This window comes from Sunxiuqinia sp. A32 (assembly GCF_052690465.1).
This window is the reverse complement of the sequence record NZ_JBQYLI010000007.1, coordinates 60531-74055: the sequence shown is the minus strand read 5'-3', so window position 1 is coordinate 74055 and position 13525 is coordinate 60531. Positions and strand designations below refer to the sequence as shown.

Genomic DNA, 13525 nt, shown 5'->3' with positions numbered 1-13525 from the left:
AATTGTTTTGTTTTACGATAGTTTTGAGCTAATCAACCGTATAAATTCCTCTCGCGTTGCAACCCGTTCAAAAGCTCCTGTAAAATCGGATGTTGTTGTAATGGAATGTTGTTTTTGAACACCCCTCATTTGCATGCAAAGGTGTTGAGCTTCAATAACAACCGCAACTCCTAATGGATTTAAGGTATCTTGAATGCATTCCTTTATTTGAGTTGTCAGTCTTTCCTGTACTTGCAATCTCCTTGCAAACGCATCAACAACCCTGGCAATTTTACTGAGTCCGGTTATGTATCCATTGGGAATATATCCAACGTGAGCTTTTCCGATAAACGGCAACATATGATGTTCACACATCGAGTATATCTCAATATCTTTTACAATTACCATTTGCTTATAATCTTCCTGAAACATTGCAGCGCGCAGCATATCTTCAGGATTTTGGTCGTAACCTTGAAGTAAAAACTGCATGGCTTTGGCTACTCGTATCGGAGTCTTCTCCAAACCTTCACGGGTATTATCTTCTCCCAATAGTGAAAGGATTTCCTTGTAATGGTCACTAATCTTTTGTGTCGATTCCTTGTCAAATCGTTCAATTCGTTGATATCCTCCCTCGTCGCCGTTAAAAGAATGTTCCATGGTATCTCCTAATATATTATCAAAAATAGCACTTCAACATATGATAATCGAATACTATTTGGTTTCCAAATTGATGAGGCTTGCTATTAATTTTCAAGCAAATTTAGGACTAAAAAGTAAATAACACGAATAAAACATGGTTTTTGAATCTGCGGACGTTGTGTAATACGTTGATCTGAAGTCGTAATTTTCTGGTTTTATTTTCATTTATTCATTTTAAGGAGGGGGTAATCATGATTTTAAGGGTAATAATATTACGCTTAGGTAAGTGATACAACTGGTTTAGTTTGAAATATGTTGAACGTTCGTTTGGTAGTTCTTTATGATATAGCTAGTTTTTTTACCTTTGCCACTTGAAAATACCTTTCAAAAGAATTTTGTGCGCTGAAAGTATTTCAAGAGTGAGTTTTAAGAATGATGTGTTTGTTTAAACTTCATTGTAAATTTTTCTTATAAAAAAGAGCTTTCATACAATAAATATGTAGGGTTTTTAGTTTTAGAAAATGAAACATTGAATGGTAAAGCAGTTTAAAATCTATTTCTATGATAGTTGTAACAGGAGCAGCCGGATTTATTGGTAGTTACATGGTGGGTAAGCTAAACAGGGAAGGATATCAAGATATAATATTGGTTGATAAATTCGATGATCCATTAAAAATTTCCAATTACATTTCTAAGACCTATACCAAAATTGTTGATCGTGATGTGTTTTTTGAATGGTTAAACGACAATCACCAACAAGTTCAATTTATCATTCACCTGGGCGCTCGCACTGATACTATCGGACAAGAACCTGAAATTTACCAGCAACTCAATTTTGATTATTCAAAACGCATTTGGAGAAGTTGTATCGAATATGGTTTACCTTTAATTTATGCTTCATCTGCTTCTACCTATGGAGATGGTACTTTGGGATTTCGTGACGACCATGAAAACATAGACCAATTAAAACCACTGAACCTATATGCACAATCAAAGCATGATTTTGATTGCTGGGCGCTGAATCAAGACGCGCAACCTTATTTTTGGGCCGGATTGAAATTTTTCAATGTATTTGGTCCAAACGAATATCATAAAGGAAGAATGGCCTCGGTTGTTTATCAGGCTTTTAACTATATAGGCGAACATGGTTGCATGGAACTTTTTAAATCCCACAACCCAAATGTCAGACATGGTCATCAATCGCGCGACTTTATTTATGTCGAAGATGTTGCAAATGTGATGATGCACTTTATGAGTAACCGCAAAAATTCTGGTATTTACAATGTAGGTACCGGAAAAGCACGTACTTTCCTTGACTTAACACGTGCTGTTTTTAAAGCAATGGATATTCAGGAAGATATTAGCTTTGTTGATACTCCTGCAGACATCAGGGGGAATTATCAATATTATACCTGTGCCGATATTTCTAAATTAAGAGCATCCGGATTTACTCAGCAATTTACAAGTCTGGAAGATTCTGTGAATGATTATATCCAATCATTCTTAACGGCTGAGTATTGTTACTAAGCCATTCGCTTTCTATTGGAATCACTGAATTTTAATATACCCTTTGGTAGAGGCTGACCGTAGCCAGCCTCCGCAAGGGTTCCTTCAATATTGAAGGATGGGTATTTCCCTGTTTTTTCCCAATTAATATTTTATTGAAAAGCCAGTTGTCCGAATTTTGCAAGCAATGCAATTTATTAGTTTGGAATAAATTTGAGGAAATTAAAACATGACGGGGGTGTTTTCTATGGTCAATTACCTATTTCTAAAAATAAACGCTATTTGTTATTGATACCTGCTTTTCTGTTCGGTATTAGCTATTTTTTGAACCTTTTCGGTTTTGCGTGTATACTATTGCAAAACGTTACGTCCATGAATTTTAATCAAAAGAACAATTTACTTGGCTGGTTAATTTTTGTTATAGCCGCAGCAGTATATATACTAACCTTAGAACCAACTTTAAGCCTTTGGGATTGCGGTGAGTTTTTAGTTTCAGCCTATCGTTTAGAAATTAGTCATGCTCCTGGAGCGCCATTGTTTATGCTGCTAGGACGGGTGTTTTCATTATTAAGTTTCGATAATGCGGAGAAGGCTGCAATGATGGTAAACCTTGTTTCAGCGTTGGCAAGTGCCGCTACGGTGATGTTTTTATATTGGACGCTTGTTTGGCTTTTACAAAAGATTGAGAAAAATAAAACGAACAGTGTATTCATTAGCTCTTCAATAGGAGCACTTGCATTTGCTTTTACTGATTCATTTTGGTTTTCAGCAGTGGAAGCCGAAGTTTATGCGCTTTCCATGCTTTTTATGGCGGTAATTCTTTGGGCAGCTACACGATGGGAAAAGGAGGCAGATCATTCCTCTTCAGGCAGATGGCTGCTGTTAATCTTCTTTTTTACAGGCCTTTCAATTGGAGTTCACTTATTGAATTTGCTGGTGTTGCCAACGGTGGCATTAATTATATATTTCAGAAAAAGCTCGTTTAAACTTAAGTCTTTCCTTATTGTATTACTTGGTTCCGGGGCATTAATTCTATTTCTGATGAAGATTTTTATTCCAGGAGTTTTCTCATTAGCCGGACCACTGGAATTATTTGCTGTTAATCAATTAGGAATGCCCGTTAATTCCGGATTTTATGTTTATCTCGTATTGTTGATTGCTCTACTTGTTGGTCTCTTGTATTATACTCATCAGCGTAAAAACCAGCTCCTAAATTTGATTGTACTTTGTTGCGTTTTCTTGATGCTTGGTTACACTTCCTACATGACCAGTTTTATTCGATCAGCCGCAAATCCACCGGTGGATCAGGGGAATCCTGAAACCACATTTGGACTAATTGATTACTTGAATCGTGAAAGTTACGGAAGCCGACCTATTTTATATGGTGAGAATTATGGCTCCATTGTTCGGTCGTATCGTAATCGGAATACCTATGAGTTTGATGGCGAAAAGTATTTTCAGGTCAAGCTTAATCCAAAAGTGTTTTATGATGATAATACAACATGCTTTTTCCCCAGATTACACAGCAAGGAAGGTGAGCATCTAAAAGCCTACAGAAATTGGGTTAGCATGAAAGGCAAGAAAGTTCGGGCTCATGATGGAAAGGGAGAAACGGTTGAAACAACCATTCCAACATTTACAGAAAACTTCATGTTTTTCATCCGGTATCAACTAGGGCATATGTATCTGCGCTATTTTATGTGGAATTTTTCTGGAAGACAGGATGATATTCAGGGATATGGAGATCCCTTAAAGGGCAATTGGCAATCGGGAATTTCTTTTATCGATGAAATGCGGCTGGGATCTCAGACGGAACTACCATCGGCTATGTCAGAAAATCGTGCAAGAAACAGCTATTACTTTCTACCTTTTATTTTAGGAATCATTGGACTGTTTTATCATTATCAAAAAAAGAAAAATACATTTATAACACTTTTGTTACTCTTTGGATTGATGAGTGTGGGACTGATGGTTTATCTCAACGAAATCCCAATAACGCCAAGAGAGCGCGATTACGTTTTTGTAGGATCATTCTATATATTTTGTATTTGGATTGGTATCGGTGTTTTTGCATTGATAGCGTTTCTTTCAAAATACATGCCAGGCAAAACTGCACTTTTTATAGCAGGAGTAGTTGGATTTATTGCTGGCCCCGGGATTTTAATTTCACAAAATTACGATGATCATGATCGTTCAGGTCGCTATACTGCGCGAGATTTGGCCCGAAATTACCTCGAATGTTGCGAACCAAATGCTATTCTTTTTACTCATGCCGATAATGATACCTATCCTTTGTGGTACTGTCAGGAAGTTGAAGGAATAAGGCGCGATGTACGAATTATTGTAATGCCGTACTTAAATGCAGGTTGGTATTTGGGACAATTAAGGAGGCAGATTCATGATAATCCGGGAGTGAAATTTTCGATTCCGTACGATAAATATCATTCTGGAGAATTGGATTATTTGCCCGTTGTTCCCAGAATAAAAACAGAACAGGAAATTCAGAAAGTACTAAGTTTTGTAGCCAGCGATTCCTCACAGGCTAAGGTAAGCACGCAGTCTGGCGAGAAACTAAGTTTTATTCCAGTTGATAAGATTTCATTGTCAGTTGACGATAAGACTGTTCCAATAACGATCAAGAAAGACTATTTGATTAGAAGTGATTTAGCATTTTGGGATATAATTGCGACAAATATCAATAACAGGCCAATATATTTTACTTCGTTTGCTGATCCACGTCAGTATGGTCTGGAAAATTATCTTCGTTATGATGGATTGGTTTATAAATTGATTTCAGAGGAAACCGAAGGCAGTTCGCTTTTGGAGATGGGGAAGGTGGACACTGATATTCTATATGAAAACTTAATGGTGAAATGTACCTGGGAAAATCAGAAAGATAGTACCGTATATTTTGATTGGCACCATCGACGGATGTTTGCAGTTACCCAAATGCGCGGAGCATTTTATCGTTTGGCTGATGGCCTGATTCAGGAGGGGAAAGTAGACCAGGCAAAAGAAGTAATTGGAGAGATCCGGGAAATATTGCCTTTTGATTTATGGAACGTCGATTACCAATCCATTTTATTAGCCGAGCTTTATTTTAAGATTGGTGATCTTGAGGATGGAAATGTTTTCTCAAAAGAAATAAAAACCCGCTTGGAAGAATGGATCGATTACCTGGGAGATTTTGAAGGAGTAAAAGCAAAAGCAGTCAATCAGGATTTGCAAATGAAATTGTACTTATATCAGTCGCTGAAAGAATTGATGATAAAGTATGATCAGGAAATTGGAAATGCAATGAATCAAAAGTTTATCGAATATCTTCAACTTTTACAAAGCTAATTTTGCTATAATAAAATGCTATCCGTTGGACTTTTAGAATCCAACATGAATACAGCGGAGTCTATTTGTAAACTTTGCGTAACTCTTGTAGAGTCCAGTTGAATAGGTGATCCGGAGTTTATATCTACGTTCGGGTTGAACAAAAAGAAAGCAACAAAAACAGCAGCAAGAGTTGTTTTTAAAGCCAGCCCATTCCACGAGAACAGCCATGCTGCAAATCCTGCAAACGAATTTTGCTTCACGTGATAAGTTGCCGATTTCAATAAAAAAGCCTGATTCAGTCTGTGATGAATTCCCGGATCAGGTGTTCCTACTTGATCGTTGGCTAATAATTTTTTTAATAATTGATCTTTCATTGCGTTCTATTTAAAGTTCAATTTCATCTTTCAAATGACTAAACCGGGATTCCAAAAACTTTCGCGTATAATGCATCCTCGATTTAACGGTTCCTAGCGGCAGCTCCAACATTTCAGAAATTTCTTTGATAGAAAATCCTTCTCTGTAAAACAGCAGAAATGCCGAGCGTTGTTCTGTTTTTAGTTCATTAAGACTTTCAAAAATCTGTTCCAGTAATTTTTCACGATTCACTGCGCTCAACTCGTGCGCTTCTTCAGAGCCTACAGGAATCTCCATTTGTGCTTGTTTTCGAACTTCTTGCCGTCGATATTCATTTTTACACATGTTGTGGGCAACTGAAAAAATCCAGGTGGAGAAACAATAGGATTGATTAAACCGTTCAGGCTTTTCAATAATTTTTAGAAAAAGCTCCTGTAAAAAGTCGTTCGCAAGCTCCGATGAGTTGCCAAGCATCCTGAAGAAATAATAATATAATCGTTCCTGATACCGATTATACAGTTCATTAAATGCTTCCTGATTGCCGCAGGTAATTTGCTGCATCAGGATTTCATCGGTCAATTTTTTACGTGTCCTTCCGAACATTCTTCTTGGGTTGCTTCAGAATTATAAATATTAATCCAATATACGAGACTATTGTAATTAAAGGTGCAAGTGTTATTCGCCTGAAACTAAAAATTTCTTCATTAAATTGATCTTCCGGCCCTGGTTTTGGGCCACTCATCAATATGAATGATAAAGTTAGTAAAATCATCGCTAGAATGAGCCAGGTATATTTCGTTCTATTGAATAACATTTTTTTAAACCAGTACACCTGAAATGATAAAGGTTCAAAAAATATCGAAAATTATTAATTCAATTTCAAAAGTTTGGCTTAATAACTTATTTCAAGTGATATAAATCGTTATTTAGACAAAAAAGAGCATCTGAATTTATATTAGAAAATTATCTTTACAGCCGCTTGTGCTTAATAAGATAAATTTAGGATATGAATATTTGGGTTTACCTGCTATTTACATTTTTCATCCCAGTACCAACAGTCATTTTTTTCTTGTGGTATTTCTTGAAAGATTCGCTTCTTTTCAAATTTGGAATGATATTAATTGTAGAAATTACTGTACTTTTTAATTTTGGTTTTATTGCCGGAAAATACGGAATGATGCAGCTCGCATGGATTGTCCCTCTTGGACTTCTGATGGTCATTGTTTCTTTTGCAATGATAAAAAGGTTAATAAAAGATCCGCTGGATTCCATGACGAACAGTATTATGGAGTTGGCTGATGGAAATTTAAATCTTAAGTACAAAAAGGACTACAGTTCCAGAAAAGATGAAATTGGCAAATTAGCAATGTCTGCATTGATGATGGTTCACAATTTGAAGAATATTGTGGATGAAATTATAAAAACAGCACTTTATATTGCTTCTGCTTCAGAGCAGTTAAGTGCCAATTCACAGCAGCTGGCAACGGCAACCAGCGAACAATCAGCCACAACCGATAAGTTAACTGAGGATATGATAAGGATTAGCAATAATCTTCATAGAAGTGTTAGTAACTCCAGTGAGACTGAGAATAAAAGCAAGCAGGTTCAGAATAATTTAACTGTATTGTCGCAAAAGGCTGAGAATAGCACCGAGTCAATCAAACGAATTAATGACAAAATAAATATTGTGAATGATGTTGCATTTCAAACAAATTTGATTGCACTGAATGCAGCAGTTGAGGCGGCAAGGGTAGGAGAGGCCGGACGTGGTTTTGCTGTTGTCGCCGGTGAAGTTCACAAGTTGGCTGAAAAAAGTAAGATTGCAGCTGATGAGATTAATGATATTTCGAAGAAAAGTGTTGACAGCTCGAACGAAACTTCCACCTTGCTGCAACAATCAATTCCACCGATTTTAGAGACTATCCAGTTGATGCAGGAAGTTTTAAAAGCTGCTAAAGATCAGGATCATTCTCTTGAATCTGCAAAAGAGGCAATTCGTGGATTGGATATAGTTACGCATCAAAATGCAGCGTCATCTGAAGAATTAGCCGCCAGCGCAGAACAACTGGCAGAACAGGCTGAAATGTTAAAGGAGCTGGTCGCATTTTTTGAGGCAGGAAGTTCCAGATCAAATAATAAGATTGCTCAAAAAAAGCTGGGGACGAAATAACTGATCATCCCCAAATCTTTTTAGAATTTCATTACCAGCCCGATTCCATTGCCATTGGCTGCCAGGTTAATTTCAGTTCTGTTGAAAAATGAACTGGATTTTAATTCGCCATTAAAAGTATTCACAGCACTCTTTGCCTGACGGTTAAATTTTTGGGTTATTGGTATTGAAACTACAATTAGACCAACACCAATTCCGGCCATTGTCCAATTCATGTCGTCACCAGCAAGCGCTCCCCCAATTGGCCATCCCAGCATAAATCCACCAGCTCCACCAACAATAGTAGCAAAGGTAAATGTTCCTCTTGCAGCTTTTATTTCTTGGTAAGCCTGCTCATTTGGTTCCATGGCTTTAACCAGCTTCGACATGGTTAATCGTTGATCGTTTTGATAAAATAAATATCCGCCAAATACTTTTTTCATGACGATTGGATTTGTGGGTGTCTGGCTAAAAACAGCACCACTAACAGCAATCAGCAAAAATGCTAAAATAGTAAGTCTTTTCATTTTGTTTGATTTAAGGGTGAAACTTCAGTGACCTTTTGATTTTTAATCGAAACCGAAATTAATCAAATTCACAATTGGAGATATCTTTTTAGGGGAATATTTTTTTGAATAAATAAAGACTTCTGAAAGTGTAAGATTTTGATGGTGAAGAAGAACAAGAAAAAAATGATTAATTCATGCTATTTAATATTGTTATTTGATTTTTGTTTTACCCCTCCAAACCTCTCCGTCAGATGACGGACGGCTTTGAAGTCCCCTTCAGGGGATTTAGGGGTTTTCGGAGTTGGATAATAGAAATTGCCAGAAATAGCTGAATGTAATTCAATAAGGTTTGATATTAAAGTATATTACCAGGCTACTAAGGTTCAGAAAATAGATAAGGTTTTTCTTTTTAAACTGGACTTAAACCTTATTTTGTTCCATGTATAAAATCACACCAGCAGTGTGAAATATTTGTAGCCCGGGGTAAGCGACTTAGGAGCGCAACCCCGGGATTGAATGAGTAATCTGTTTCAGGCGCACGTGTTAGGTATATAAAAGAACAAATACTGGCATGCGCCGCAGGAGCATTTCTAATTTGTCTCCACCAGAAATTTGAAGTGATGATTCTTTTAGCATGCAGAAAGCTTATTTCTCTGCTTGTGATTGATCTAAATTTTCAGCCAGGTTTACCAATAGAACAAATTCACTTCGATAACCATCTTCGTCGTTTGCCTTTGCATGTTTTGCTAAATCTGTTAGCCGCTCGTAGGTAAGGGTTCCTTTGTATTCCGAATCTCTCAATAACATTCCAAAGCCTGCAACTGCTGAGGCGAATCTAATATTATCCGAACTGTCCTGTAAAGGCGTAATCTCTGATGAAACGACCTGTTCAAAAGGAATACTTTTATTTCCGTCCGGTAACTTATAGCGGGTTTTAACTGTAACAAGTTCATTCGTGAGTTTTGGCTTTGCTTCTTTTTTCCTTTGCTGATATTTTAACTCATCTATTTCAGGGATCTGTTCCTCTGATTTGGAAGGAATGATTTCGTAAAGAGCAGTAACGGTATGCCCCATGCCCATTTCTCCTGCATCTTTTTTATCGTTCTTAAAATCTTCATCATTCAGCAATCGGTTTTCATATCCAATTAATCGATATGCTTTTACATGATAAGGGTTAAATTCCAATTGCAGCTTCACATCTTTTGCAACGGTAAATAAGGTGCCCCCAAATTCTTGAATGAACACTTTTCGTGCTTCCTGCAGATTGTCAATATAGGCGTAATTCCCATTGCCTTTATCGGCAATTGTTTCCATTTTATCGTCTTTGTAATTTCCGGTGCCAAATCCCAAAACGGTCATAAACACACCAGACTCCCTTTCTTTTTCAACCAAGCGTTCCATTTCTGAAGTGCTCGAAACACCCAAATTAAAATCGCCATCGGTAGCCAGAATAATTCGGTTATTACCATCTTCTATAAAATTTTCCCTGGCGATTTTGTAAGCCAGTTGCAAGCCGGCACCACCTGCAGTCGAACCACCAGCTTCCAGTTGTTGAATCGCATGTTCTATTTTTTGTTTTTCATTACCTGGAGTTGACGATAGAGCTGTACCTGCAGCCCCTGCATACACTACAATTGCTACCCGGTCGGTTGGCCGAAGTTCATTAAGTAACATTCTCATTGCCGACTTTACCAACGGCAGTTTGTTAGGCGCTTGCATAGATCCCGAAACATCCAGCAGAAATACCAAATTCGAAGGTGGAAGCATGCTTTTATCGATCTTCTTTGCTTGCAAGCCAACCATTAAAAGCTGGTGATCACTATTCCACGGGCAGTTTGTCAATTCGGTATTAATGGAGTAGGGAGTTCCATTTTTAGGTTGTTGATAGTCGTAATTAAAATAGTTGATCATCTCCTCAATCCGAACGGCATCCATAGGAGGCATTTGTCCGAGGTTTAAAAACCGACGAACATTCGAGTAGGAAGCCTGATCCACATCAATAGAAAAGGTGGATAGCGGATGATTGAAAACATCTTTGTATCCATTTTCATGAATGCTGCTGTAATTCTCTGTATTGAATTCCGGTTGGCGGGCAATGAAAGACCTTTTCATTGCTGGTGGCGTGGAAATCGCTGCATCCATTGCGGCTTTTTGAGTACCATATGCAATCACCACACATTCCTCAAGACCCAATTTAAAAGCTTTTAAGACAACATCCACTTTATCTTTAGAGCCAATTTTTACTTTTTTCGTATCCATCCCAACAAACGAGAAAACCAGTGCTTTGTCTTCTGGTTGAACACTGATTTTGTAGAATCCATGAATATCGGTAACTGTTCCTCTGCTTGTGTTTTCAACCAAAACAGTAACTCCCGGTATTACATTTCCAGTTTCATCTTTTACCGTTCCGGAAATTTCTCTGGAAGAAGCTAAGCTTGTAAATCCAATGATTACGGCTAAAATCAAGATTAATTTTTTCATGACATTTATTTTTTAGAATTTGTTTTTCAGTAACAGGATGCAGGGCAAAGTCAAATTCCATAAAAAATTTGCATAATAATTCTTTTTTCTATTTTTAGCTTGAATTCGAAAACCATGCAACTCATACCTTTTCGCAAAAAGAAAGCAGAACAATCCGATGAAAATTTACTGGCAGATTTCATCGAGAACAGGGATATGGATAGCCTCGGGGAGTTGTATGGGCGCTACATGCACCTGGTTTATGGGGTTTGTCTGAAATACTTCAAGGACCGTGAACGATCGAAAGATGCTTTCATCCAATTGTTCGAAAAACTGGTTGTTGAAATTGATAAACACGAAATCCGTAATTTTAAAAGTTGGTTGTTCGTGGTTACCAGGAATCATTGTTTAATGGAACTTCGTAAATCCAAGCAGGGAAAGATAGTGGTGTTGGGTGACGAAAATGAACTAGTCGGATTTATGGAAAATGAAGTGGAATTGCATCCTATTGACAAGGAACCGGACGAACGTAACGAGGACGCATTGAAAGATTGCATCGAACGATTGAAAAAGGAACAGAAAGATTGTATTCGTTCGTTTTATTTTGAAAACAAAAGTTATCGCGAAATCTGTTCTGAATTAAATATGGAAGAGAAGAAGGTGAAAAGTTTCATTCAGAATGGGAAACGAAATTTGAAGATTTGCCTGGAAAGCAAAAAATGAAAGGAGATAAAAAACATATCAGTAGCGAAGATTTTCAGCGGTATTTGAATAACCAGATGACCGATGCGGAAAGAAACGCTTTTGAGCGGATGCTACAGAAATATCCGTTTGAAGCGGAAGCTCTGGAAGGTCTTCAGCAAATTTCGCCAATGGATTTAAGCAATGATTTAAAAGATATTTCCGAAAAGATTGCTCCGAAAAAACGAAGGAATAGCGGCTGGTATCGGGCAGCAGCAATTCTGCTTTTGCTCATTACTGTGGGAGTTTCCTGGTTTGTATTGAATGAACAACCACCGGTTCAGGAGCTGGCCGAGAGTAAGAAAATTGAAAAGACTGAAGTGCAAATTCCACCTTCGCAGGCTGAACCCCAACTTCCTGAGCCCCGGAAGGGCGTTGGAGAGAAAGATGCCGCTGCAAGTCATGAGATGGCTGAAGAATCGGTTGAGAAGAAAATCGTTAAAACGCAAATTCTAAAGTCTGCCCCTGTTCCCAAAGCGGAGGAAGATGCACAAGCAATTCAGTTGATGATTGCTGAAGAAAAAACGGTTGAAATGCAGGAAGACAAAGCAGAAACGACAACTGCTCTAAAAGCAAACTTTGCAGCCGAAAATGACAGCCAACCAATAGCCCAGCGAGCTGCCACATTGCGCAAAACTCCGGAGTCAGCAGTTACTGAGGCTAAACTGACCGCTAATAAACCGCAAATGGCAAAGGGGAATGCAAAGGTGGTTACGGGGAAAGTTATTTCATTGGACGATAGTTTACCACTTCCGGGTGTGACCATTGTTGAAAAGGCCACATCAAATGGAACCGTTTCGGACATAGATGGAAATTTTACCCTCCAGTTGGCGAATGAGAGTGACAGTGTGCTGGTCGCCAGCTTTGTTGGAATGGATGAAAAGGAATTTAATCCATCTGACGACTCCAACCTGGTTATTGGTCTTGAGCCCTCTCAGCTCGCCTTGGATGAAGTGGTTGCCGTTGGTTACGGTGTGCAGAAGAGAAGCACGGTCGCCGACTCTGCCGAAAGGGGAGATAATGATAGAGACGCAATGCCCAAAATAGGATGGAAAAACTATCAAGCTTATTTAGACAGTGCCTGTTCAAATCCTGAAATTGGATTGCCTGACAGTAAAGTGGTGGTGAAACTGTCATTTATTGTCAATGAAAATGGAGAAGCCGAACAGTTTGAGATTCTCCGAACTACAGATGAGGCTTATAATCAGGAAGCTATTCAGATTATTCAATCCGGAGCAAACTGGTTACCAAAAATTAAGAGCTCAACGACTACTTTGGAAAAAATTAGTTTAAGATTGGTGTTTAAACCCCGGGATTGATGCAAATGATTGAAGGACTGAATTGCTGATTGATTGCTGATTGATTGATTGATTGCTGATTGATTGATTGATTGATTGATTGATTGATTGATTGATTGATTGATTGATTGATTGATTGATTGCGGTCTCCGTTTTCCTGTCTCCTTTCTCCCTTTCTCCATCGCACATCCAGCGCCCAGTGCCCAGAGCTCATCTTCCATAAATGACAACAAATGACCCAATGACAATGATTGACAGTCTCCTGTCTCCCTTCTCCGTTCTCCTTGTTCCCGATCTAGGCAATAACCCCGGAGCCAATTAGCTCGTCGCCATCATACCAGGCTGCAAACTGTCCGGAAGTGATACCCCGTTGCCAACCGCTACCCCTCGTTTGTCATTTATAACAACCATAAAACTTTTAGTATTAGAAAGTATATGGTCACGACCTGTCGTGACCATGCGTTCGTAGCTTCGATTGGTTGTTCAAAATCCAGTATCGAGCATCCAGCAACTCGTAATTCACAACTCACGACTTTTCTATATTCTGTCGTTGCCAAATGGTATTT

General features: G+C 38.2%; 13 protein-coding genes. 5 read left to right on the top strand and 8 right to left on the bottom strand.

The features are described from left to right. Window positions 1-12 precede the first annotated feature (12 nt). Window positions 13-636 (bottom strand): GTP cyclohydrolase I FolE, encoded by a 624-nt coding sequence (folE, locus tag ACUNWD_RS09050; RefSeq protein WP_445587474.1) that lies wholly within the window; start codon window positions 634-636, stop codon window positions 13-15. A 543-nt stretch (window positions 637-1179) separates the two neighbouring features. Here folE and rfaD point away from each other — a divergent pair. Both rfaD and ACUNWD_RS09040 read left to right on the top strand, forming a co-directional pair. Next, window positions 1180-2145, top strand: coding sequence for an ADP-glyceromanno-heptose 6-epimerase (rfaD, locus tag ACUNWD_RS09045; RefSeq protein WP_445587473.1), 966 nt, complete (start codon window positions 1180-1182; stop codon window positions 2143-2145). 351 nt (window positions 2146-2496) lie between these two features. Further along, a complete protein-coding gene (locus ACUNWD_RS09040) occupies window positions 2497-5466 on the top strand; it encodes a protein O-mannosyl-transferase family (protein WP_445587472.1) in 2970 nt (989 codons plus the stop codon). A gap of 5 nt (window positions 5467-5471) precedes the next feature. On the opposite strand, the gene ACUNWD_RS09035 is transcribed toward ACUNWD_RS09040, so the two are convergent. The 3 genes from ACUNWD_RS09035 to ACUNWD_RS09025 are packed head-to-tail and all read right to left on the bottom strand — an operon-like array spanning window position 5472 to window position 6616. Continuing rightward, window positions 5472-5822, bottom strand: a complete 351-nt coding sequence (locus ACUNWD_RS09035; protein WP_445587471.1) for a hypothetical protein — start codon at window positions 5820-5822, stop codon at window positions 5472-5474. 10 nt (window positions 5823-5832) lie between these two features. Next, complete coding sequence (locus ACUNWD_RS09030; protein WP_445587470.1) at window positions 5833-6405, bottom strand: RNA polymerase sigma factor; 573 nt, start codon at window positions 6403-6405, stop codon at window positions 5833-5835. Further along, the gene (locus ACUNWD_RS09025; RefSeq protein WP_445587469.1) at window positions 6386-6616 is read right to left on the bottom strand and encodes a DUF3098 domain-containing protein; all 231 of its coding nucleotides are present in this window, start codon (window positions 6614-6616) and stop codon (window positions 6386-6388) included. Before ACUNWD_RS09025 ends, ACUNWD_RS09030 begins: the two co-directional genes overlap by 20 nt. A gap of 192 nt (window positions 6617-6808) precedes the next feature. On the opposite strand from ACUNWD_RS09025, the gene ACUNWD_RS09020 reads away from it, so the two are divergent. Beyond that, window positions 6809-7972, top strand: a complete 1164-nt coding sequence (locus ACUNWD_RS09020; protein WP_445587468.1) for a methyl-accepting chemotaxis protein — start codon at window positions 6809-6811, stop codon at window positions 7970-7972. A 20-nt stretch (window positions 7973-7992) separates the two neighbouring features. Here the strand turns inward: ACUNWD_RS09020 and ACUNWD_RS09015 are convergent, their stop codons facing one another. Then, window positions 7993-8478 (bottom strand): hypothetical protein, encoded by a 486-nt coding sequence (locus ACUNWD_RS09015; RefSeq protein ID WP_445587467.1) that lies wholly within the window; start codon window positions 8476-8478, stop codon window positions 7993-7995. Between the two features lie 627 nt (window positions 8479-9105). After that, a complete protein-coding gene (locus ACUNWD_RS09010; RefSeq protein WP_445587466.1) occupies window positions 9106-10941 on the bottom strand; it encodes a YfbK domain-containing protein in 1836 nt (611 codons plus the stop codon). A gap of 114 nt (window positions 10942-11055) precedes the next feature. Between ACUNWD_RS09010 and ACUNWD_RS09005 the strand changes: the two genes are divergently transcribed. Together ACUNWD_RS09005 and ACUNWD_RS09000 are read left to right on the top strand one after the other, a co-directional pair. Further along, window positions 11056-11643: an RNA polymerase sigma factor gene (locus ACUNWD_RS09005; RefSeq protein ID WP_445587465.1), complete on the top strand. Its 588-nt coding sequence runs from the start codon at window positions 11056-11058 to the stop codon at window positions 11641-11643. Further along, window positions 11640-12980 carry a carboxypeptidase-like regulatory domain-containing protein gene (locus ACUNWD_RS09000; RefSeq protein ID WP_445587464.1) on the top strand — a complete coding sequence of 447 codons (1341 nt, stop codon included), beginning with the start codon at window positions 11640-11642 and terminating at the stop codon, window positions 12978-12980. Before ACUNWD_RS09005 ends, ACUNWD_RS09000 begins: the two co-directional genes overlap by 4 nt. Here the strand turns inward: ACUNWD_RS09000 and ACUNWD_RS08995 are convergent. Then, window positions 12964-13173: a hypothetical protein gene (locus ACUNWD_RS08995; protein WP_445587463.1), complete on the bottom strand. Its 210-nt coding sequence runs from the start codon at window positions 13171-13173 to the stop codon at window positions 12964-12966. The two genes, ACUNWD_RS09000 and ACUNWD_RS08995, sit on opposite strands and share 17 nt — an antisense overlap. Before the next feature lie 81 nt (window positions 13174-13254). Then, complete coding sequence (locus ACUNWD_RS08990; RefSeq protein WP_445587636.1) at window positions 13255-13323, bottom strand: aminomethyltransferase beta-barrel domain-containing protein; 69 nt, start codon at window positions 13321-13323, stop codon at window positions 13255-13257. Between the last annotated feature and the right edge of the window lie 202 nt (window positions 13324-13525).

Excerpts from the sequence above, each read along its gene's own strand:
- folE (WP_445587474.1), bottom strand. The coding sequence starts at position 636 with ATGGAACATTCTTTTAACGGCGACGAGGGAGGATATCAACGAATTGAA.
- rfaD (WP_445587473.1), top strand. The coding sequence starts at position 1,180 with ATGATAGTTGTAACAGGAGCAGCCGGATTTATTGGTAGTTACATGGTG.
- ACUNWD_RS09040 (WP_445587472.1), top strand. The coding sequence starts at position 2,497 with ATGAATTTTAATCAAAAGAACAATTTACTTGGCTGGTTAATTTTTGTT.
- ACUNWD_RS09035 (WP_445587471.1), bottom strand. The coding sequence starts at position 5,822 with ATGAAAGATCAATTATTAAAAAAATTATTAGCCAACGATCAAGTAGGA.
- ACUNWD_RS09030 (WP_445587470.1), bottom strand. The coding sequence starts at position 6,405 with ATGTTCGGAAGGACACGTAAAAAATTGACCGATGAAATCCTGATGCAG.
- ACUNWD_RS09025 (WP_445587469.1), bottom strand. The coding sequence starts at position 6,616 with ATGTTATTCAATAGAACGAAATATACCTGGCTCATTCTAGCGATGATT.
- ACUNWD_RS09020 (WP_445587468.1), top strand. The coding sequence starts at position 6,809 with ATGAATATTTGGGTTTACCTGCTATTTACATTTTTCATCCCAGTACCA.
- ACUNWD_RS09015 (WP_445587467.1), bottom strand. The coding sequence starts at position 8,478 with ATGAAAAGACTTACTATTTTAGCATTTTTGCTGATTGCTGTTAGTGGT.
- ACUNWD_RS09010 (WP_445587466.1), bottom strand. The coding sequence starts at position 10,941 with ATGAAAAAATTAATCTTGATTTTAGCCGTAATCATTGGATTTACAAGC.
- ACUNWD_RS09005 (WP_445587465.1), top strand. The coding sequence starts at position 11,056 with ATGCAACTCATACCTTTTCGCAAAAAGAAAGCAGAACAATCCGATGAA.
- ACUNWD_RS09000 (WP_445587464.1), top strand. The coding sequence starts at position 11,640 with ATGAAAGGAGATAAAAAACATATCAGTAGCGAAGATTTTCAGCGGTAT.
- ACUNWD_RS08995 (WP_445587463.1), bottom strand. The coding sequence starts at position 13,173 with ATGAGCTCTGGGCACTGGGCGCTGGATGTGCGATGGAGAAAGGGAGAA.